The organism is Burkholderia territorii (genome assembly GCF_001718335.1).
Classification (GTDB): domain Bacteria; phylum Pseudomonadota; class Gammaproteobacteria; order Burkholderiales; family Burkholderiaceae; genus Burkholderia; species Burkholderia territorii.
Genome location: NZ_CP013365.1, coordinates 1795738 through 1815029 on the forward strand (window position 1 = coordinate 1795738; position 19292 = coordinate 1815029).

12 protein-coding genes and 1 pseudogene are annotated in these 19292 nt (G+C 68.4%); 5 read left to right on the forward strand and 8 right to left on the reverse strand.

The genetic code is table 11. The annotated features are described in order from the left end of the window. Window positions 1-208: 208 nt before the first annotated feature. Entirely contained in the window at window positions 209-409 is a 201-nt protein-coding gene (locus WS51_RS07930; RefSeq protein WP_059466929.1) for a DUF805 domain-containing protein, read from the forward strand. Window positions 410-740: 331 nt separating this feature from the next. Here the strand turns inward: WS51_RS07930 and blaPEN-bcc are convergent, their stop codons facing one another. Then, window positions 741-1634, reverse strand: a complete 894-nt coding sequence (blaPEN-bcc, locus tag WS51_RS07935) for a PEN family class A beta-lactamase, Bcc-type (RefSeq protein ID WP_069228906.1) — start codon at window positions 1632-1634, stop codon at window positions 741-743. Window positions 1635-1750: 116 nt separating this feature from the next. Here blaPEN-bcc and penR point away from each other — a divergent pair, with 116 nt between their 5' ends. Beyond that, the gene (gene penR / locus WS51_RS07940) at window positions 1751-2650 is read left to right on the forward strand and encodes a beta-lactamase transcriptional regulator PenR (protein ID WP_069228907.1); all 900 of its coding nucleotides are present in this window, start codon (window positions 1751-1753) and stop codon (window positions 2648-2650) included. A gap of 498 nt (window positions 2651-3148) precedes the next feature. Here penR and WS51_RS07945 read toward each other — a convergent pair whose 3' ends face one another. From WS51_RS07945 to WS51_RS07955, 3 genes are all read right to left on the reverse strand, one after another. Beyond that, on the reverse strand, window positions 3149-3400 hold the full coding sequence (locus tag WS51_RS07945) for a hypothetical protein (protein WP_059447090.1): 252 nt from the start codon (window positions 3398-3400) through the stop codon (window positions 3149-3151). Between the two features lie 100 nt (window positions 3401-3500). Continuing rightward, window positions 3501-5726, reverse strand: coding sequence for an amylo-alpha-1,6-glucosidase (locus tag WS51_RS07950; RefSeq protein WP_059506590.1), 2226 nt, complete (start codon window positions 5724-5726; stop codon window positions 3501-3503). 155 nt (window positions 5727-5881) lie between these two features. Next, window positions 5882-11485, reverse strand: a complete 5604-nt coding sequence (locus WS51_RS07955; RefSeq protein WP_069228908.1) for an autotransporter domain-containing protein — start codon at window positions 11483-11485, stop codon at window positions 5882-5884. A gap of 163 nt (window positions 11486-11648) precedes the next feature. Here WS51_RS07955 and WS51_RS33035 point away from each other — a divergent pair, with 163 nt between their 5' ends. Further along, entirely contained in the window at window positions 11649-11783 is a 135-nt protein-coding gene (locus WS51_RS33035; RefSeq protein WP_257785631.1) for a hypothetical protein, read from the forward strand. Window positions 11784-12018: 235 nt separating this feature from the next. Here WS51_RS33035 and WS51_RS32825 read toward each other — a convergent pair. Both WS51_RS32825 and mreB read right to left on the reverse strand, forming a co-directional pair. Next, window positions 12019-12264: pseudogene (locus WS51_RS32825) on the reverse strand (YdcF family protein); the annotation flags it as partial. Between the two features lie 30 nt (window positions 12265-12294). Continuing rightward, window positions 12295-13329, reverse strand: coding sequence for a rod shape-determining protein (gene mreB, locus WS51_RS07965; protein ID WP_059447300.1), 1035 nt, complete (start codon window positions 13327-13329; stop codon window positions 12295-12297). A 270-nt stretch (window positions 13330-13599) separates the two neighbouring features. Here mreB and WS51_RS07975 point away from each other — a divergent pair, with 270 nt between their 5' ends. Further along, window positions 13600-16029, forward strand: coding sequence for a patatin-like phospholipase family protein (locus WS51_RS07975; RefSeq protein WP_081333532.1), 2430 nt, complete (start codon window positions 13600-13602; stop codon window positions 16027-16029). A 6-nt stretch (window positions 16030-16035) separates the two neighbouring features. Here WS51_RS07975 and WS51_RS07980 read toward each other — a convergent pair whose 3' ends face one another. Beyond that, window positions 16036-17166, reverse strand: coding sequence for an ATP-binding protein (locus WS51_RS07980; RefSeq protein WP_059447270.1), 1131 nt, complete (start codon window positions 17164-17166; stop codon window positions 16036-16038). A 64-nt stretch (window positions 17167-17230) separates the two neighbouring features. After that, on the reverse strand, window positions 17231-17941 hold the full coding sequence (locus WS51_RS07985) for a response regulator (RefSeq protein WP_059447269.1): 711 nt from the start codon (window positions 17939-17941) through the stop codon (window positions 17231-17233). A gap of 223 nt (window positions 17942-18164) precedes the next feature. Between WS51_RS07985 and WS51_RS07990 the strand changes: the two genes are divergently transcribed. After that, complete coding sequence (locus tag WS51_RS07990; RefSeq protein WP_059447268.1) at window positions 18165-19079, forward strand: glutaminase; 915 nt, start codon at window positions 18165-18167, stop codon at window positions 19077-19079. Window positions 19080-19292 lie beyond the last annotated feature (213 nt).

The following is a 19292-nucleotide window of genomic DNA, read 5'->3' on the forward strand; positions in this document are numbered from 1 at the left end:
ACATTGCGGCAACGCGCGACACGCTCGCTCGCACGATCCGGCAATCCGACGCAGCGGCGGCATGCAGAACGCAGCTTGACGTTCATGCATGCCGCGCGTCAGGATCACACGAGCCGCACGCGGCCGCGCATCGCGACACGGCATGCGGCGACACACGTGCGGGCCGTTCGGCCCGCATCGGACAACGACACATCATCCGAGGAAGACCATGGAACACTTCACCGCTGGGCAGTTGATCGTTTCGCTCGTGCTCGTCGCGATCGTCGTCTATCCGTATGTCCGGATCGTTCGGCGTACAGGGCATTCAGGCTGGTGGATCCTGACGATGTTCATCCCGGTCGTGAACTTCATCATGTTGTGGGTGTTCGCGTTCGCGCGCTGGCCGTCGGTCGACGATCGGCACGGCTGAACATCGCGCGGGCTTGTCCACAGATTTTGTTGGCAAGCATGTGGATAGCCTGCGCATACCACGCACAAGCGCTTGATCCGAAAGGCTTTGTCCGTGCCGCTTCGAACCGTGCAGACAGGCCTCCCGCACGCCGGCGCCCAGCCCGCCCGTCAACGAACGCGCCCACTCGCGGGCTTGTCCACACTTTTTGTTGGCAAGGATGTGGATATCCTGAGCATGCGTGACCTAAGTCGTTGATCGCACAACGTTTCGACGTGCCGATCACGACCGCGGCACGGCGTGCATCCATCGCTTCGTCCGTCCGCCGATGAATGCACGCCGCGCCGCCCGCTCAGGCCAACGCCGCGACCGCGATGCGCGCGGCGGCCGCGATCACGTCGTCCTTCGCCTTCGCATCGGCACGCGCCTGCGTGTAGTACACGACGAGCACGATCGGCGCGCGCGACGGCGGCCAGATCACGCCCGCGTCGTTCGTCGTCCCGTAGTCGCCGGTGCCGGTCTTGTCGGCCACTTGCCAGCCGGCCGGCACGCCCGCGCGAATCCGCTTGTCGCCGACCTTGTTGCCGCGCAGCCACGCGACGAGCTGCGCGCGCTGCGCGGGCGGCAGCGCATCGCCGAGCGTGAGCACGCGCATGCTCGCGGCCATCGCGGCGGGCGTCGTCGTGTCGCGCGGGTCGCCCGGCAATGCGGTGTTCAGTTCCGTCTCCCAGCGATCGAGCCGGAACGTGTCGTCGCCGATCGAGCGTGCAAATGCGGTCACGGCCGCCGGCCCGCCGATCAGCTTCATCGCCAGGTTCGCGGCCGAATTGTCGCTGTACTGGATCGCCGCCTCGCACAACTCGGCGACGGTCATCCCGGCGCCGACGTGCTTTCCCGACACCGGCGAGTAGTTCACGAGATCGGACTGCGCGATCGTCACCCGCTGCTGCAACAGCCCCGGACGCTCGACACTCTGCGCGAGCACCGCCGCGCTCAGCATTGCCTTGAACGTGCTGCAGAACGGGAAGCGCTCGTCCGCGCGATGCCGCGCGTGCCGGCCGCTCGCGGTGTCGATCGCGCACACGCCGAGACGGCCGCCGGCCGCGCGCTCGAGCGCGGCAAACGACGTCGCGGACGAAACATCCTGCGCCGCGGCCGGCGGCGAAGCACACGCGGCGACGGTCAAGGCGAGCGGCGCCGTCGCGGCGGCCAGCAACAGGGTTCGACGTTGCGATGAGTAGGTCATGTCGTGTCTCTCGTGGTGGAATGGATGCGAATCGGCCGGCCGGCGAGACAGCACTATCGTGACTTTACGGTTGTCTGACAAGCAACGATAATTGAGCGCTGACACAAGAAATTCTTATGACCAAGCTCCGCCCTCATCTTCCGCTGAACGCATTGCGCGCGTTCGAATCGTCGGCACGCCACCTGAACTTCACGCGCGCCGGCCTCGAGTTGAGCGTGACCCAGGCTGCCGTGAGCCAGCAGGTGCGCTCGCTCGAGGAGCGGCTCGGCTGCGCGCTGTTCACGCGGCTGCCGCGCGGCCTCGGGCTCACCGACGAAGGACGCGCGCTGCTGCCGGTGCTCAGCGACGCATTCAGCCGCATCGAGACCGTGCTCAAGCAGTTCGAGGGCGGGCGCTTCCGCGAGGTGCTGACGCTCGGCGCGGTCGGCACCTTTGCCATAGGATGGCTAATGCCACGGCTGAAGCGCTTCGGCGACACGCACCCGTTCGTCGAACTGCGGCTGCGGACCAACAACAACGTCGTCGACCTCGCGGCCGAAGGCCTCGACTTCGCGATCCGCTTCGGCGAAGGCAACTGGCCGGCGACGCGCAACGAGCGGCTGCTCGACGCACCGCTCACCGCGCTGTGCGCACCGGAGATCGCGCGGCGTCTCGCACGGCCGGCCGATCTCGCGAACGAAACGCTGCTGCGCTCGTACCGCACCGACGAATGGCTCGGCTGGTTCGACGCCGCGCAGCTCGAACCGTGGTCGGTGAACGGGCCCGTGTTCGATTCGTCACGGCTGATGATCGAGGCCGCGATGCAGGGCGCGGGCATCGCGCTGGCGCCGGCCTGCATGTTCGTGCGCGAACTGCAGCTCGGCCAGCTTGCGCGGCCGCTCGACATCGACGTGCGGGCGGGCGGCTACTGGCTCACGTCGCTGAAGTCGAAGCCGCTCACGCCGGCGATGACGCTGTTTCGCGACTGGATCGTGGCGGAAGCGGCCGACGCGGCCGACGCGGCGCCGCTCGAATAGCGGCACGTCGCTTGTCCACAGATTTTGTTGGCAAGGATGTGGATATCCTGGGTACCCGACGCCTAACTCGTTGATCGCGCACGAATTACCGCACCGATGCATGCATCGGGCAGCCGGTGCGCAAGCACGTGAACGGCACGGCCGCCGTGCGCCGGATCGTCAACCATTAGGAAGCAATCACGTCAGACTTATCCACAGATTTTGTTGGCAAGCCTGTGGATATTCCGCCAATGTGACGCGTAACATCCTGATACAAAAGGGGATTCAGTAGATCGGACCCGACAGGTCAATGACGCGGCATCGTTTGCGGCGTCGCGCCATGCAGCAGGCGGCCGGTTCGCGGAGCCGGACGGTTCTCCACAGAATGTGTTGGCAAGCTTGTGGATATCCTGCGCATCGGCAGGCTAACTCGTTGAGCGCACGGGCTTTTGTGCGGGCCGCGCAGGATTGGGCAACACCGGCGCGGGCCATGCGGCCGGCGCCGGCGCTACCGGTTCGTCAATGCCGGTCGAGCCCGCCGCGCAACTCGCGCGCCTTGTCGCGCAGCGCCTCGTATCCGGAGCGCGCATGTTCGGGCAGGTCGGGATCGCCGATCAGCGCGCCGAGCGTTTCGATCAGGCTGAACAGGATGCCCTTCGCCGCGCCGGCCGCGATGCTCTGCGACTCGATCGACTTGTGCAGGTGGTCGACCGCCGCTTCCAGATTCTCGAGCTTCTGCTCGCCGTCGTCGGGCCGATTGTCGGTCGTCATCGTAGGTGCCTCCGCCATCGTTCAAGGGTCATGTCACGATTCTATGCCGCTGCACGCGGACGTGGCGCGACATCGCGCAACGTCCGTGCACGCGCCGGCGTCATAGCACCGCAACGACCTTCACGCGCCCCGGCTGCTCCGCCGATGCGATCACCTGGCCGTCGACGCGGCGGAACATCAGCGTGACGCTTTCGTCGCCGACGCGCAGGTCGTCGATACGCAACCAGTCGACGCCTTCCGGCAGCGCCGGGCGCTCGACGCGCACCTCGTGGCGCGCCGCGTCGACGCTAACGCCGAGGCACGCCTGCAGCATCATGAACGGCGCACCGGCCGCCCACGCCTGCGGCAGGCACGCGACCGGATAGGCGGTCGGCGGCTCGCCGCGTCGGCGCGGGAACCCGCAGAACAGCTCCGGCAGCCGCATCTCGAAGCTGACCGCCGCTTCGAACAGCGCGCGCAGCAGGTTCACCGCGGCCGTCTTGTCGCCATAGCGCGCGAGCCCGCGCGCGATCAGCGCATTGTCGTGCGGCCACACCGAACCGTTGTGATAGGCCATCGGATTGAAGCGCGGCTGGCCGGCCGCGAGCGTGCGAATGCCCCAGCCCGTCTGGAACAGCGTCGAGCCGAGCACGCCGGCGACCGCCGCGCCGCGCTCGGCGTCGGGCAGCCCGAACGCGAGCAGATGGCCCGCGTTCGACGCCAGCACGCGGCACAGATCGCCGTGACCGTCGAGCGCGATCCCGTAGAACTGGCCTTCCGGCATCCAGAACAGCGCGTCGACCTGATCGCGCAGCGCCTTCGCGCGCAACGCGTAGCGCGTCGCGTCGGCCGCGTGGCCGCGCCGGTGCGAGCACATCGACATTGCCTCGAGTGCCGCGCATGCATATGCCTGCACTTCGACGAGCGCGATCGGCCCGTCGGGGAAACGGCCGTCCGCGTGGAATACCGAATCGTGGCTGTCCTTCCAGCCCTGGTTCGCGAGGCCGCGCTCCGACGTGCGCTGGTAGTCGAGCAGCCCATAAGGGTTGCGGTCGCATTTGTCGATCACCCACTGCGCGGCGCGCTCGAGCGCGGGCCACAGCTCGTCGATCAGCGCATCGTCGCCGGTGTGCTCGACGTATGCGCCCGCGAGCACGATGAACAGCGGGGTCGTGTCGACGCCGCCGTAATACAGCGCGAACGGCACCTCGCCCGTCGCGGCCATCTCGCTGCGGCGGAACTCGTGCATGATCTTGCCGGGCTCCGCATCGCGGAACGCGGACGTCTCGCGCGCCTGGTGCTCCGCGAGAAAACGCAGCACGCCGCGCGCGAGCGACGGCTGCAGCCACAGCATCTGCAGCGACGTGATCACCGCGTCGCGGCCGAACGGCGTCGAGAACCATGGAATGCCCGCATACGGATACGGCCCGGTGTCGAGTTGCGTCGTGAGCAGCCCGAGATCCGCGAGCGACCGGTCGAGCCATGCGTCGAACAGCGGATTGCCGGTATTCACGCGTGCCATCGACTCGCGCCGCGAACGCATCTCGCGATGCACGCCGACGAGCGCGGTGCGCAGCGCGACGCGCCCGCATCCCGGGCCTTCGCCGTCGTGCGCCGGGCCGAGCGTCGCGTCGACGGTCAGGTAGATCGACACGCACGCCTGCGCGGCGATCGTCAGCGTGTAATCGGCACGATCGACCGACAGTGCGTCGGGTGCCGGCGAGAAATGCACGGTCACGTTGCGCTCGACCTTGTCGAGACCGTCGTAGCGCAGCCGCACCGCGCCGGCGTCGACGCTCGGTGCAACCACCGTGCCACGCTTCGGGCGCGGCGTGCCGCGCACTTCGAACATGTCCTTGAAATCGGCCGCGAACGACAGCGACAGCGGCACCTCGGCCTCGCTCGCGCCGTAGTTCGTCAGCGTCAGCGCTTCGTACAGCACGTCGCCCGCGAGCACGCGCGTCCGTTCGATGTGGATGACACCCTCGGGGGTCTCGCGGCCGCCGAGCGGCGGCAGCGGGCGGTTCGTCAGGTGGGCGGTAAACGACGCGTTGTCCGCGCTCGTGGCGCCCGACAGCAGCGACGGCGCGCGGCCGCCGAAGGTCAGCCGCCACGTCGACAGCACGCGCATGTCGTCGACGAACAGGCCGTCGTCATGGCCGCCGATGTCGCCCAGCGCGTCGCTGACCACGAATGCGTCACCGGATTTCAATACGTACTGGTTGTTGCGCGCAAGCGCCTGCGGATCGGCTTCGGGCGCGATGAACGCGGGGCCCGTCGCCTGGGTCGGGGGAACCGGCGCGACTTGCGGCGCCTGCGTCGTAGTGGCTTCGGCGTGATTCGGCATCGATGCTCCTGTGTCGAGGCGCAACGCGCGGCGCGCGTCGCGTGTTTCGCACAGGATAGGCCAGAACGGGGGCCGCGCGCAGCGACGAAAAGGACGCGCCCCGCGCGACGTTGCCGTCGCCGCGCGGGGGCGCGTACAGGCACATCAGCCCGCGCTCAGAATTTCCACAGGATGTTGCCGAGCACCGCGTTGTCGCGCACGCCGCCGCCATACTGGCCGCTGAACGTGAGGCCGAGCGTCAGGCGCTTCGTGATGGCCGCGTCGATGCCGGCTTCGAGCACCGCGCTGTCGCGCGCAATCGGCACGCCCGACACCTGGAACGACGTACCGCCGTTCGCGAACGTGAACGCCGACGACGGCTGAACGTTGCCGAACGCATGCCGCCAGCCGACCGTCCCGCGCGCGGTGAACGTGCCGCTCGCGATCGTGCCGAGTTGCGACGCGGCACGCACGCCGAGTGTCGAGAACCCGACGTGGGTCGTCTCGCCGCCCGCACGCAGCGCGGCCGCACCGCCGCTTTCCGTATAGCCGTCGGTATGCAGGTTCACGTAAGCCAGGCCCGCGAACGGTTCGAGCGCGACCGGCCCGACCGGCAATGCATAGCCGACTTCCCCGAAGACCTGCGCGGAATTCGCGTTGTAGCCGGCCGAATCGTGATCGGAGAAGCCCGCGAAGCCCGGGTAGCGGTCGCTGTTGATCCGATACCACGTGTACGACGCGCCGCCGCGCACGCCGAGCGCGCCGTACTGCGCGCCGCCGTACAGCGACAGGTAGTAGCTGTTGACCGACGCCGACGCGCTCTGGTCGTTGTCGAGCGAGCCGTGCGTGACGCCGGCGGCCAGGCCGGCGCGCCACTTGTCGTTGAGCGCCATGTCGGCACCGGCGATGAAGCCCGTCATGCTGCGATTGATCGTCGACGTGTTGCCGTCGCCCGCGAGCCTGCTGCGGCCGCCGAACGCCTGCCCCCAGACCACCGGCTGGTACGGCGTGCCGCCATGGCATCCTTCGCGCGAACCGATCCGGCGTTCCGGCGGCAGCGTCGGGTCGACCGCCCCGGCCGTGTTGTCGCCACATAGCGCGGCGCCGCCCGACGACAGCGCGGCGAGCGGCCCCGATCCCGGCGCAAGGCCCTGGCGCACGCGATCGGTCACGGCATCGCGCACGTAGCGGCTGTCGAGCAGCAGCATGCTCTTCAAGCTCGCCTGCAATTCGCCGTCGAGCATCCCGTAGGCCCGGCGCGCGGTGGCGGCATCGGTCGTCAGCACCGTGTCGTACAGCGGGTTGCCCGCGCCGAGCGCACCGATCGCGGTGGCGACCGCGCGCTGGTTCGGCGTCGTCGCGACATCCGGCAGCGCCGTGCCGTTCGAGACCAGCTGCAGGTATACGTGGTCCGGATCGTAGCTGAGCGTCGGCATCAGGAACGCATAGTTCGAATTCACCTGGCTGAACGTGCCCTGCACGCCCGAGGACGCGCTCAGGATCGTGTACTTCGTGGTCGGCTGGTAGCTGGCCTGGTTCGCGAGCACCTGCACGGTGCCGCCGTTCAGCGTGGCCGTGCCGCTCGCCGCGATGCTGCCGCCCTGTTGCGGCGTGACCGCGACCTGCAGCGTCGAGCCCGGCTGGAACGTGACGTTACCGGCGACGTTCAGCGCCGCGCCCGGCTGCGACACGGCCGCGAACGCGCCGCTCTGCACGACGAGGCCGCCGACAGTGCCGGTGCCCGTGAGCGTCGCGCCGTTCTGCACGGTCACGGTCGACTGGCCGAGCGAACCGTCGACGGCGAGCGTGCCCGCGGCCACCGTGGTGGGGCCGCTCAGCGTGCTCGTGCCGGTCAGCGTCAGTTGTCCGCTGCCGGCCTGCGTCAGCGAGCCGGTGCCGGACAGCACGTTCGCGAGCGTCACGTTCGCGGACTGGTTGACGATCAGCGCGCCGTTGTCGACGACATTGCCGACCACGCTGCCCGACGTGCCGCCGTTGCCGAGCTGCAGCGTGCCGCCCGCCGCGATCGTCGTGCCGCCTGTGTACGTGTTGCTGCCGGTCAGCGTCTGGATGCCGGTGCCCGCGACCGTCAGGCCGCCCGTGCCGGCGATCACCCCGCCGAACCCGCCGCTGGCGGTGCCGCCCAACGTCAGCGCGTTGCCGCCGAGGCTCACGTTGCTGCCCGCCACGCCCGACAGCGCGCCGAGCGTTTGCGCACCCGACGCGCCGCTCAGGTCGAGCGTCGCGCCCGCGTTCGCGAGGTTCACCGTGCCGGTCGCCGCCAGGCTGCCGCCCGTGCCGAGCGCCAGCATGCCCGCGTTGATCGTCGTGCCGCCGGTGTACGTGTTCGCGCCGGTGAGCGTCGTGGTCGCCGCGCCGTTCTTCACCAGCGCACCCGTGCCGGAGATCGCGCCGCCCAGCCCGAGTGCATTGCTGCCGCCGAGCGTCAGCGTCGCGCCCGAGCCGAGAGCGACTGCGTTGTTGATCGACAGGCTCGCGTTCGTATCGAGCGTCGCCGCGCCGCCCACGTTCAGCGCGCCGGTGCCGAGTGCCGATGCGTTGCCGAGCACCAGGCCGCCATTATTGAGGTTCGTGCCGCCCGAATACGTGCTCGCGCCGTTCAGCGTCTGCGTGCCGGTGCCCGCCAGCGTCACGCTGCCGGTGCCGCCGATCGCGCCGCTGAACGTGCCGCTGCCCGCCCCGCCCAGCGTCAGCGCGTTGGCGCCGAGATTCACGTTCGTGCCGGCCACGCCCGACAGCGCGCCAAATGTTTGCGCACCGGCCGCGCCGCTCAGGTCGAGCGTCGCGCCCGCGTTCGCAAGGTTCATCGCGCCGGTCGCCGCCAGGCTGCCACCCGCGCCGAGCGCCAGCGTGCCCGCGTTGATCGTCGTGCCGCCGGTGTACGTGTTCGTGCCCGTGAGCGTCGTGGTCGCCGCGCCGTCCTTTACGAGCGCACCCGTGCCGGAGATCGCGCCGCTCAATCCGAGCGCATTACTGCCGCCGAGCGTCAGCGTAGAGCCTGTGCCGAGAGCAACTGCGTTATTGATCGACAGGCTCGCATTCGTATCGAGCGTCGCCGCGCCGCCCACGTTCAGCGCGCCGGTGCCGAGTGCCGACGCGTTGCCGAGCACGAGGCCGCCGCCGTTCAGGTTCGTGCCGCCCGAATACGTGCTCGCGCCGTTCAGCGTCTGCGTGCCGGTGCCGGCCAGCGTCAGGCTGCCGGTTCCGCCAATCGAGCCGCTGAAGGTGCCGCCGGCCGTCCCGCCCAGCGTCAGCGCGTTGGCGCCGAGATTCACGTTCGTGCCGGCTACGCCATTCAGCGCACCGATCGATTGCGCCCCCGTCGCAGCGCTCAGGTCGAGCGCCGCGCCCGCGTTCGCGAGGTTCATCGCGCCGGTCGCCGCGAGGCTGCCGCCCGCGCCGATCGCCAATGTGCCCGCGTTGATCGTCGTGCCGCCCGCATACGTGTTCGCGCCCGTCAGCGTCACGGTCGCCGCGCCGTCCTTTACGAGCGCGCCGGCACCCGATATCGCACCACCCAGCCCGAGTGCATTGCTGCCACCCAGCGTGAGCGCCGCGCTCGCACCGAGGTCGATCGCGTTGCCGATCGACAGGTTCGTGGTCGCATCGAGCGTCGCCGCGCCGCCGACGGTCAGCGTGCCGGAACCGAGTGCCGCGGCATTGCCGAGCGCGAGGACGCCGGCGTTCAGCGTCGTGCCGCCCGTGTAATTGTTCGCGCCGTTCAGCGTCAGCGTCGCCGCGCCGTTCTTCACGAGGCCCCCGCCGCCGGAGATCGTGCCGCCGAGCCCGAGATCGGTGGTGCCGCCGACCGTCAGCGTCGTACCGGTCGCGACGTTGAAGCCGTTCGCGAGCGACACGTTGGCGCTCGCATCGAGCGTCGACGAGCCGTTGACGTTCACCGCGCCGAGGCCCAGCGCCGTGTTGCTGCCGACGACGAGACTGCCGCCGTTCAGGTTCGTGCCGCCGCTATAGACGTTCGGGCCGGTCAGCGATTGCGTGCCGGTGCCGGACAGCGTCACGCTGCCCGCGCCGGCGATCGTACCCGCGTAGGTCGCATTGACGGTGCCGTCGAGCGTCAGCGAATTGCTGCCGAGGTTCACGTTCGTGCCTGCCGCACCGGCCAGCGCGCCGATCGTCTGCGCGCCCGACGCGCCGCTCAGGTCGAAGGTCGCGCCCGCACCGGTCAGGTTCACCGTGCCGGTCGCCGCGAGGCTGCCGCCCGTACCGAGCGCGAGCGTGCCGGCGTTGATCGTCGTGTCGCCGGTGTACGTGTTCGTGCCGCTCAAAGTCAGCGTCGCCGCGCCGTTCTTCACGAGGCCGCCCGCGCCCGCGATCGTGCCGGACAGCCCGAGCGCGTTGCTGCCGCCGACCGTCAGCGTGGCGCCGGTGGCGAGATTGATCTCGTTGCCGAGCGTCACGTTCGTGCTCGTGTCGAGCGACGCCCCCGCGTTGACGTTCAGCGCGCCGGTGCCGAGCGCCGTGTTGTTGCCGACCACCAGGCCGCCGCCGTTCAGGTTCGTGCCGCCCGAATACGAGTTCGCGCCCGACAGCGTCAGCGTGCCGCCGTCGTTCTTCGTCAGCGCGCCGCCGCCCGTCACCGTGCCCGACAGCGTGAGCCCGGTCGCGCCCTGCACCGTCAGCCCGCCGACGCCGAGCGTCACGTCGTTGGCGACGTTCAACCCGGCCGTGCCCGCCTGCAGCGCGCCGCCGGTGGCCGCCACAGTGCCCGTGCCGAGCGACGCATTGTCGTTGATGATCGCGACGCCGCCCGCGAGCGTTGCGTCCTGCGCGGTCGACGCGCCGTTGATCGTCCAGCTGCCGCTCGTGAGGTCGAGATGATTGAAGTTGATGTAGTTGTTGACCGCGATCGTGCCGTTCGCCGTGGTGCCCTGCTGCAGCACCAGCGTGTTGTCGCCGCCCGCGCCGCCGTCGACGACGCCGGTCGCCGCGACGCCGAGCGTGACGGGGCCGATCGTGATGTTGAACGCGCCGCCCGTGCCGCCCGCCGTATTGACCGACGAGCCGGTGACGGCGGTGAACGTGTTTGTGCTGTTCGCGCCCATCGACACGCCGCCGTTGATCGTGCCGGAGTTCACGAATGTGTTGCCGACGCCGGCCGTGCCGCTCGAGCCGAGCGACACGCGGCCGATGATCGTCCCGCTGTTCGTCATGTTGACCTGACCGCCGCCGTAAGCGGCGACCACGGGCGCGTCCGCGCCGGCGAGCGTGGCACCGGGCAGCGCGGTCGAGCTGATCGTGCCGGTGTTCGTGATGTTGGAGACGCCGCCCGTACCGTTCTGAACCGACAGCGCCATGCCCGTCACGCCGCTGATCGCGACACCGGTCGAGCCCATCATCGTGCCGTTGTTGGTGACGGTCGTGGTACTCGCCGATGCATTGCCGACCACCGCGCCGCTCGACAGGATGCCGAGCCCCGAGCCGAGCGCGGAAGGATCGATCGTGCCGTTGTTGGTCAGCGTGACGCCGCTGCCGGTCAGCGACATCGCGGTGCCGCCGACGCCCAGCAACACGCCCACGCTCGCGCCGGGGTTGACGGTGGCGTTCACGTTGTTGGCGCTGTTTGCATAGCTCGGCGCCAGCGGATTCGCGACGCCGGAACAGGTCACCGTCGTGCCTGCCGTGCTGCACGTCGCGTACGCGGGAACGATGCCCGCGCCGGACAATGCCAGCAACACGCCGGTCGGCAACAGGAATCTCGGAAACGGCTCTGCGCTCTTCTTCGAATGCGGAATGTTCATGCGTCCCCTCGTCGTCGGCATGACCGCTGAATCGAACCGGCGACGGCGGAATATCGGGGGCGCAAACGTGCCCTCCGGCGGTCGCGGAACGACGTCGGTTTATTCGTGGATGAACTGCTGGTTATTCGACCTGCGTTTGCGAAGGCAAAACTAGCCGGATGACATGATCGTGGCCCCTGGTTTTTATGCAGCGATTTTTGTGGTTGATTTGATTACCGCCCTGCTTTTGTCAGACAAGGCTATATCAAAAAAACAGGGTTTTCCAGTCGATATTTATTTATCGGAGAGCGGCCAATGAGATACGTATTTTTTACTTGTCGAAATACGCAAAACGCCGTGGCACGCATGAATTTCGCGGCCGAATCGGTCACAAGGCGCCGAGCGGCCGCGTGATCGGTGAAAACCCGACGCTTCGTTGGGCATCACTTCGATTTTCGCAGTGCAATATGAATGACGTCGGCGGCGATCGGCACAAACAATCCGGACCAATTCCATTGGCCTGAATCGGATCGAATCCCGGCTGAACTGCCGCGTTACGAAAACAGGCTAATCAAATAAAGCATCGGCCGGAACGACATCGGCCGCGCATCGGGATCGAGCCACAGGCGCAGCGCATGGATCGCGTATGCGGGCACTTCCCGCCAGCTCGTATAAATGTCGCGCCACTGGAAGTGGCGCGGATACGCGGCGAAGATGTTGGCGGGCGCAATGCCGCCCCGCTCGAACGCAAAGCGTGCCCGCGCGAGGGGGTAATGCTGGCTGACGATCAGCGCCCTTGAAGAATCGTCAACGCGCGTGCCCGGCCGCGGTCAATCCACCGGGCACGTCGCGAGCCGCCCCATCGCCTCCCCCGCGCCGCGCACGGCGCAGGTGGCGGGCTCGTCGGCGATCCGCGCGGCCAGGCCGGTCTCGTCGCGCAGCAGGCGTTCGAGGCCCGCGAGCAGCGCGCCGCCGCCCGTGAGCACGACGCCGCGATGCGCGATGTCGGTCAGGAGTTCGGCGGGCGCATTTTCCAGCACCGACTTCACCGCACCGATCACCTGCTTGAGCGGCGCGGCCAGCGCGTCCGCCACGTCGTGATTGGTCAACTCGATCGAGCGCGGCAGGCCGTCCGCGACGCCGCGTCCGATCGCGCGCGTCGACGTGCGCGGCACGGCGCTGGTGGCCGAGCCGATCGTCGTCTTCACGCGCTCGGCGGTCTGCTCGCCGAGCAGCACGCCGTACAGGTTGCGCACGTGGTTGACGATCGCCGCGTCGAACTGGTTGCCGCCCACGCGGATCGCCTCGCGGTAGACGATGCCGCCCAGCGCGATCACCGCGACTTCGGTCGTCCCGGCACCGATGTCGATCACCATCGAGCCGACCGGCTCGGTCACCGGCAGGCCCGCGCCGAGCCCGGCGGCGAGCGCTTCCTCGATCAGTTCGACCTCCGATACACCGGCCGCGAACGCGGCCTCGCGGATCGCGCGGCGCTCGACCGCCGTCGCATCCGACGGCACGCACAGCGTGACCTCGACGCGGCGGCCGAAACGCGAGCGCGTGCGCGACATGTCGATGAAGCGGCGAATCATCTGCTCGGCGGCGTGCGCATCGGCGATCACGCCGTGCCGCATGGGCCGCACGGCCTCCAGATGCCCCGGCTCGCGGCCGAGCAGCGCCTTCGCGAGCTCGCCGACCGCTTCGAGCGTCGGCCGCGCGTCGGTCGCGCCGCCCTTGCGAAAGCAGACGACCGACGGCTGGTTCAGCACGACGCCCCGCTCGTGTGTGTAAATCCGCGTACTCGCCGTCCCAGGGTCGATCGCAACGGGTTGCGCAAACAACTTTCCGAACAGCGGTGTCGACATATCAAGCCTTTTTTGAACAAACCGGCCGAAACGGCCAGACCGCGTCCCCGCGGCGTACTTTTCCCGCTCCATCACGGACTTAGCGGCAATTCGTTCCGGTACTTTAGACAATTCCCATGATTTTTTCGCGACGAAATTGCCGAATGCGCGTTCCGACGGCCCTGCGGCTACGTATCGGCCTCTCGCGCCGCGCTTGTAAAACACGGTAATCTCTCGGTCTTGCCTGCTCCCGGCAGGCGTCCGACGCCCGATCACGCCAGGTATTCCTCCATGACAGCGACCGCTTTTCCCCGCTGGTTCGGGGTGCGCCGACTCGGCGCAACGCTCGTTGCGCTCTGGTGCTGCACCGTTGCCGCGCAGCCCCTGCCGGCCGCCGACACCGCCGCCCGCGACGCAGCGACGGCCACGGCCGCCGCGCCGGCCGCCCCTGTCACGACGGCCGCCACCCCCGCCGCCACCTCCGCCGCCAGGCCCGCGCCATCCTGCACCGCCGACGGCCCGGCCGGGCGGCCGGCGATCGGCCTCGTGCTGTCCGGCGGCGGTGCGCGCGGATATGCGCACCTGGGCGTGCTGAAGGTGCTCGAGGAGAACCGCATCCCGATCGACTGCATCGCCGGCACCAGCATGGGCGCCGTGGTCGGCGGCCTGTACGCGAGCGGGATGGCCGCCGACGAGATGCAGAAGCAGCTGTCGGAGGTGAACCTGGCCGACATCGCGTTCGACGTGACCGATCGCGCGGACCTCCCGCAAAGCAGCCGCGAGGACGAGCGGCTCTACATCAACAGCCTGACGCTCGGCTTCGGCAAGAAAGGCGTGAAGGCGCCGGTCGGCCTCGTGCAGGGCAACCGGCTGCAGGCGCTGCTCGCGAACTGGACGGCCGCCGTGCCGACCAACCAGCCGTTCGACCAGTTGCCGATCCCGTATCGCGCGGTCGCGACCGACCTGCAGACCGGCCAGATGGTCGTGCTCGACCACGGCTCGCTGCCGCTCGCGATCCGCGCGAGCATGGCGATGCCCGGCCTGTTCGCGCCGGCCGAGATCAACGGCCGCGCGCTCGTCGACGGCGGGCTCGTCAGCAACCTGCCGGTCGACACCGCGCGGCAGATGGGCGCGAAGGTCGTGATCGCCGTCGACATCGGCTCGCCGCTGCGCCCGCTCGACGCGCTCGCGTCGCCGGCCGACGTGATGCAGCAGATGGTCGGCATCCTGATCCGCCAGAACGTGACGTCGCAGCGCAAGCAGCTCGCCGCGCAGGACGTGCTGCTCACGCCCGACCTCGGCTCGCTCGCGTTCACCGATTTCCAGAACGCGAAACAGGCGATCGCCGCCGGCGCGGCCGCCGCGACGGCGGCGCTGCCACGGCTGCGGCACTTCGCGCTCACGCCGGAACAGTACGCGGCCTACCGGTCCGCGCATGCGCAGCCGCTGCCGCCGCCGATCCGCATCACGCGGGTCGAGATCAAGACGACCGGCGGCGTGCCCAAGCGCGTCGTCAGCGACGCGCTGCACGTGAGGCCGGGCGACATCTACGATCCGGCGACGGTCAGCCAGGACCTGCTCGGGTTGACGACCGGCGGCAATTTCGAGAGCGTGACGCAGCAGATCGTGAGCCACGGCGACGAGAACGTGCTCGAGATCGATGCGCGGGAGAAATACTGGGGGCCGAATTTCCTGCTGTTCGGCGTCGGGATGTCGAGCAGCTCGACCGACGAGGGCGGCTTCCGGCTGCACGTCGGCTATCGGCGGCCGTGGCTCACCGAATCGGGCCTCGAGTTCCGCGCGGATACGACGATCGGCAGCGACCTGCAGTCGGCGCGCGTCGAGTTGCGCCAGCCGCTGCCGGCCGCCTACGGTTTCTACATTTCGCCCTACGCGGAATATCAGCGTCGCTACGTGAACGTGTACGACGACAGCGGCGAGGTGAAGCTGAATCAGTACCTGATGCAGACGGCGCGCACCGGCCTCGACTTCGGCCTGCCGATCGCGCGGCTCGGCGACTTCCGGATGGGTATCGGCTACGCGACCGGGCATGGCTCGCCGAACTACAACCTGCCGTTCCCGTTCGACGACGGCAGCTCGACGCTGATGTGGCCGAGCTTCACGTCGCAGGCGCTGACCGCGCGCGCGCGGCTCGTCATCGATCAGCTCGACGATCCGATGTTCCCGAGGCGCGGCTATTACGGCGAATTCCGTGTCGAACGGTCGCTGTGGTCGCATAACAGCGAGTCCGCCGAGAATCTCACCGATGTGTCCAACAGGCCCTACACCGAGCTCTACGGCAAGGCGATGATCGCGCAACAGTTCGGCCGGCACAGCGTCAGTGCGACGATCGAAGGCGGCAAGAGCATCGGCGGCACCAACCTGATCAACGCGTTCAACTTCACGCTCGGCGGGTTCCAGCATCTCGCCGCGTATGCGGCCGACCAGCTGACCGGCAACGAACTCGCGTACGGCAACGTGACGTACATGAACCAGCTGATGACGTTCAACGCGTCGCCGATCAAGGCACTGTCGATCGGCGCCAGCGCGGAACTCGGCAACGTGTGGTCGAGCGGCGTGAACGTCGGCGGCGGCACGCTCAAGCAGAGCTATACGTTCTTCACGAGCCTGTCGACCGCATTCGGTCCGCTGTACATGGGTGTCGCGCTTGCGCCGGGCGGCCGGCGCAACATCTACCTGCAGCTCGGCCGCACGTATTGACCGCGCTCAGATCGGCCAGCTGATCTCGAAGCGCGCGCCGCCGAGTTCGGCCGGATCGACCACCGCGATCCGGCCGTTGTGCGCGTGGAGCACCTGCCGCGTGATCGCGAGCCCGAGCCCGTAGCCGCCGGTGCGGCGGTCCAGGCGCACGAACGCGTCGAAGATCCGCTCGCGCTCGCTCTCCGGCACGCCCGGGCCGTCGTCCTCGACGTAGATCGCGATGTTGCCGTGCTCGATCGCGAGCCCGACGACGATCCGCGACGCCGCGTATTTGCTCGCATTGCGCAGCAGGTTGCGCATCGCGTACGACATCAGCCGCCGGTCCATCTTCACGCGCAGATCCGACGCGATCGCGATGCGCGACTCGATCGCGCGCTCCGGATACAGCAGTTGCGCGTCGCTGATCTGGTGCTCGAACCACGCGACCGGCGCCGTCAATTCGAGGTTCGACTGCAGCGAGCTGTATTCGAGCCGCGCATACGTGAGGCTCATGTCGATCAGCTCCTCGAGCTCGGTCACGTCCTGCGCGATGCTCTCCAGCGCACCGTGGTATTCGGCGGCGGAGCCCGGTTCGCGCAGCATTTCGAGCGCGAAGCGCACGCGTGCGAGCGGCGTGCGCAGCTCGTGCGAGATGCCGTTCGTCAGGTCGCGCTGCGCGGCGATCAGACGCTCCATGCGCATCGCGAGCGCGTTCAGCGTGCGCGCAAGCGGGCCGATGATCACGCTGTGCGATTCGCGCGCGCGCGTGTTGAAGCGCCCGCCGGTGAAGTCGATCGCGCGTTCGCGCACCATCACGAGATCCGACCAGACCGGCCGCATCCATCGGTACGCGGCGAGCGCGGGCGCGGCGAACACGAACGCGAGCACGATCCAGATGTCGCCCGGCAGCGCATCGAACGCATGCCACACGACTTGCGGCGACAGCACCACGCACAGCGCGAGCGCCGGCACGAGCGCCGTCAGCAAGACGAGCCCGAGCAGGTGCAGGTAAGTGCGCACGTACAGGCGCGACCAGCTCGGAATGCGGTCGGCGCGCGTGTCGGTCCACGCGCGCCGGAAATGCAGCCAGCGCCATTTGACGTAGCGCAGCGCCGAAAGCGGCGGTGCATCGGGGTGCGAACGGGTGTGTCGGATCATCGCGGCTTCCGGCTATCGTGCGATGCGCGGCGGCGCCGGCCGGCGGCATTGCGCCGGGCCGGCGTCATTCCCACGCATGCTTGCTGAACTGGTAACCCTTGCTGCGGATCGTCTTGATCCGCTGCGGGTTACCCGCGTCGTCGTGAAGCTTGCGGCGCAGCTTCGAGATGCGCCCGTCGATCGTGCGATCGAGCCCGTCGAATTCGACGCCGCGCAGTTGCAGCATCAGATCGTCGCGACTGACCACTTCCCCCGCATGGCACACCAGCACCCAGAGCAGGTCAAACTCCGCCGACGTGAGGTCGGGCGAGTCGCCGCCCGGCAGCACGACCGAGCGGTCGGTGCGGTCGATCGAGAACTGGCCGAACGTGTAGCGCTCCGGCTGCGGCGCGGCACCGTCGGCCGTGCGCACGGGAACGCGGCGCAGTTGCGCCTTGATCCGCGCGAGCAGGATGCGCGGCTCGACCGGCTTGTGCACGTAGTCGTCGGCGCCGAATTCCAGGCCCAGCAGTTCGTCGAACGGCTCGTCGCGCGCCGTCACCATGATGATCACGCCGTCATACTGCTTGCGCGCCTCGCGGCAGATCTCGAAACCGTCCTTGCCCGGCAGGTTCACGTCGAGAATGACGAGATCCGGGCGCGTGGACAGGATCGCCGGCACGGCGGCGTCACCGTGCAGCACAGTGTCGACTTCGTAGTCGTTCTTGCGCAGGTAGCCGGCGATCAGCGTGGACAAGCGGGTGTCGTCTTCGACGAGCAGGATGCGAAAAGACATGGGCAACGGTCGGATCATACGGGGAGACCGCGGCGGCACCGGGCATGCACCGGCTGCCGGCCATCGGCCGAAACGTACCGCATGATACTGCGCCCGCCGATTGCCTGTTTGAAGATCGGGAAAATAAGGGATCGATGGCAACCGCGCTTGACGAATCGGCGCCGAAACGGTTCCATACGGGCTCTCTGAAAACCGGGCCGCGCCCCGCCCTGCCTCGCACACGATGAACTATCAGCCGATCCTCGAACGCATCCATGCCGAACTCGCCCCCTGGATCGGCCAGGGACGTGTTGCCGACTACATTCCCGAGCTCGCCAAGGTGCCCGCCGACAAGTTCGGCATGGCCGTCGTGACGCTGGACGGAAACGTTTACACCGTCGGCGACGCGCGGGAGCGCTTCTCGATCCAGAGCATCTCGAAGCTGTTCGCGTGCACGCTCGCATTCCAGCTGCTCGGCGATGCGCTGTGGGAACGGGTCGGCCGCGAGCCGTCCGGTACCGCGTTCAATTCGCTCGTTCAGCTCGAAAGCGAGCGCGGCAAGCCGCGCAACCCGTTCATCAACGCCGGCGCGCTGGTCGTCACCGACGTGCTGTGCCGCCGTTTCGTGAAAGCCGAGACGGCGCTCGTCGAATTCGTGCGGCGGCTGATCGGCGCGACCGACCTCGACTACGATTCGCGCGTTGCGCTGTCGGAACTGCAACACGCGGAGCGCAACCGCGCGATGGCGCATTTCATGGCGAGCTTCGGCAACATGCAGATGCCGCCCGACACGGTGGTCGAAGCGTATTGCCGCCAGTGTGCGATCACGATGAACTGCGTCGAGCTTGCGCAAGCGGCGCTGTTTCTGGCGAACGGCGGCGTCGCGCCCGTCACCGGCGAGCGGATCGTCGACGCGAGTTCGGCGAAGCGGCTGTCGGCGCTGATGTTGACCTGCGGGACGTATGACGCGGCAGGCGACTTCGTCTATCGCGTGGGCTTGCCGGCCAAGAGCGGCGTCGGCGGCGGGATCGTCGCGGTGCTGCCGGGCGATATGGCGGTGTGCGTGTGGGCGCCGGGGCTCGATGCGAATGGGAACTCGTTGGCGGGGACGAGGGCTTTGGAATGGTTGACTACGTATTCCGGGCGGTCGATTTTCTGACGCGTTGAAGTTTGGTGTGGCTCGTCTGGCGCAGCGGCGGCGGGTTCATATGGGCGTGCAGCAGCGCGCTCAATGGGGAAATGGTTTATCGGTAATCGGCAGCAAGCGACCCATCTCCGCCATAGGCAGCGTCAGTATCACCGTCTGCAGTTCGCTCCCCAACAGCCACCCAACTCTCACGGGCGCGTTTTCTCGAAGTTGGAAACAGCAATG

Excerpts from the sequence above, each read along its gene's own strand:
- WS51_RS33035 (WP_257785631.1), top strand. The coding sequence starts at position 11,649 with ATGATCGTGGCCCCTGGTTTTTATGCAGCGATTTTTGTGGTTGATTTG.
- WS51_RS07985 (WP_059447269.1), bottom strand. The coding sequence starts at position 17,941 with ATGTCTTTTCGCATCCTGCTCGTCGAAGACGACACCCGCTTGTCCACG.
- WS51_RS07955 (WP_069228908.1), bottom strand. The coding sequence starts at position 11,485 with ATGAACATTCCGCATTCGAAGAAGAGCGCAGAGCCGTTTCCGAGATTC.
- mreB (WP_059447300.1), bottom strand. The coding sequence starts at position 13,329 with ATGTCGACACCGCTGTTCGGAAAGTTGTTTGCGCAACCCGTTGCGATC.
- WS51_RS07945 (WP_059447090.1), bottom strand. The coding sequence starts at position 3,400 with ATGACGACCGACAATCGGCCCGACGACGGCGAGCAGAAGCTCGAGAAT.
- WS51_RS07930 (WP_059466929.1), top strand. The coding sequence starts at position 209 with ATGGAACACTTCACCGCTGGGCAGTTGATCGTTTCGCTCGTGCTCGTC.
- WS51_RS07980 (WP_059447270.1), bottom strand. The coding sequence starts at position 17,166 with ATGATCCGACACACCCGTTCGCACCCCGATGCACCGCCGCTTTCGGCG.
- WS51_RS07950 (WP_059506590.1), bottom strand. The coding sequence starts at position 5,726 with ATGCCGAATCACGCCGAAGCCACTACGACGCAGGCGCCGCAAGTCGCG.
- penR (WP_069228907.1), top strand. The coding sequence starts at position 1,751 with ATGACCAAGCTCCGCCCTCATCTTCCGCTGAACGCATTGCGCGCGTTC.
- WS51_RS07975 (WP_081333532.1), top strand. The coding sequence starts at position 13,600 with ATGACAGCGACCGCTTTTCCCCGCTGGTTCGGGGTGCGCCGACTCGGC.
- WS51_RS07990 (WP_059447268.1), top strand. The coding sequence starts at position 18,165 with ATGAACTATCAGCCGATCCTCGAACGCATCCATGCCGAACTCGCCCCC.
- blaPEN-bcc (WP_069228906.1), bottom strand. The coding sequence starts at position 1,634 with ATGACCTACTCATCGCAACGTCGAACCCTGTTGCTGGCCGCCGCGACG.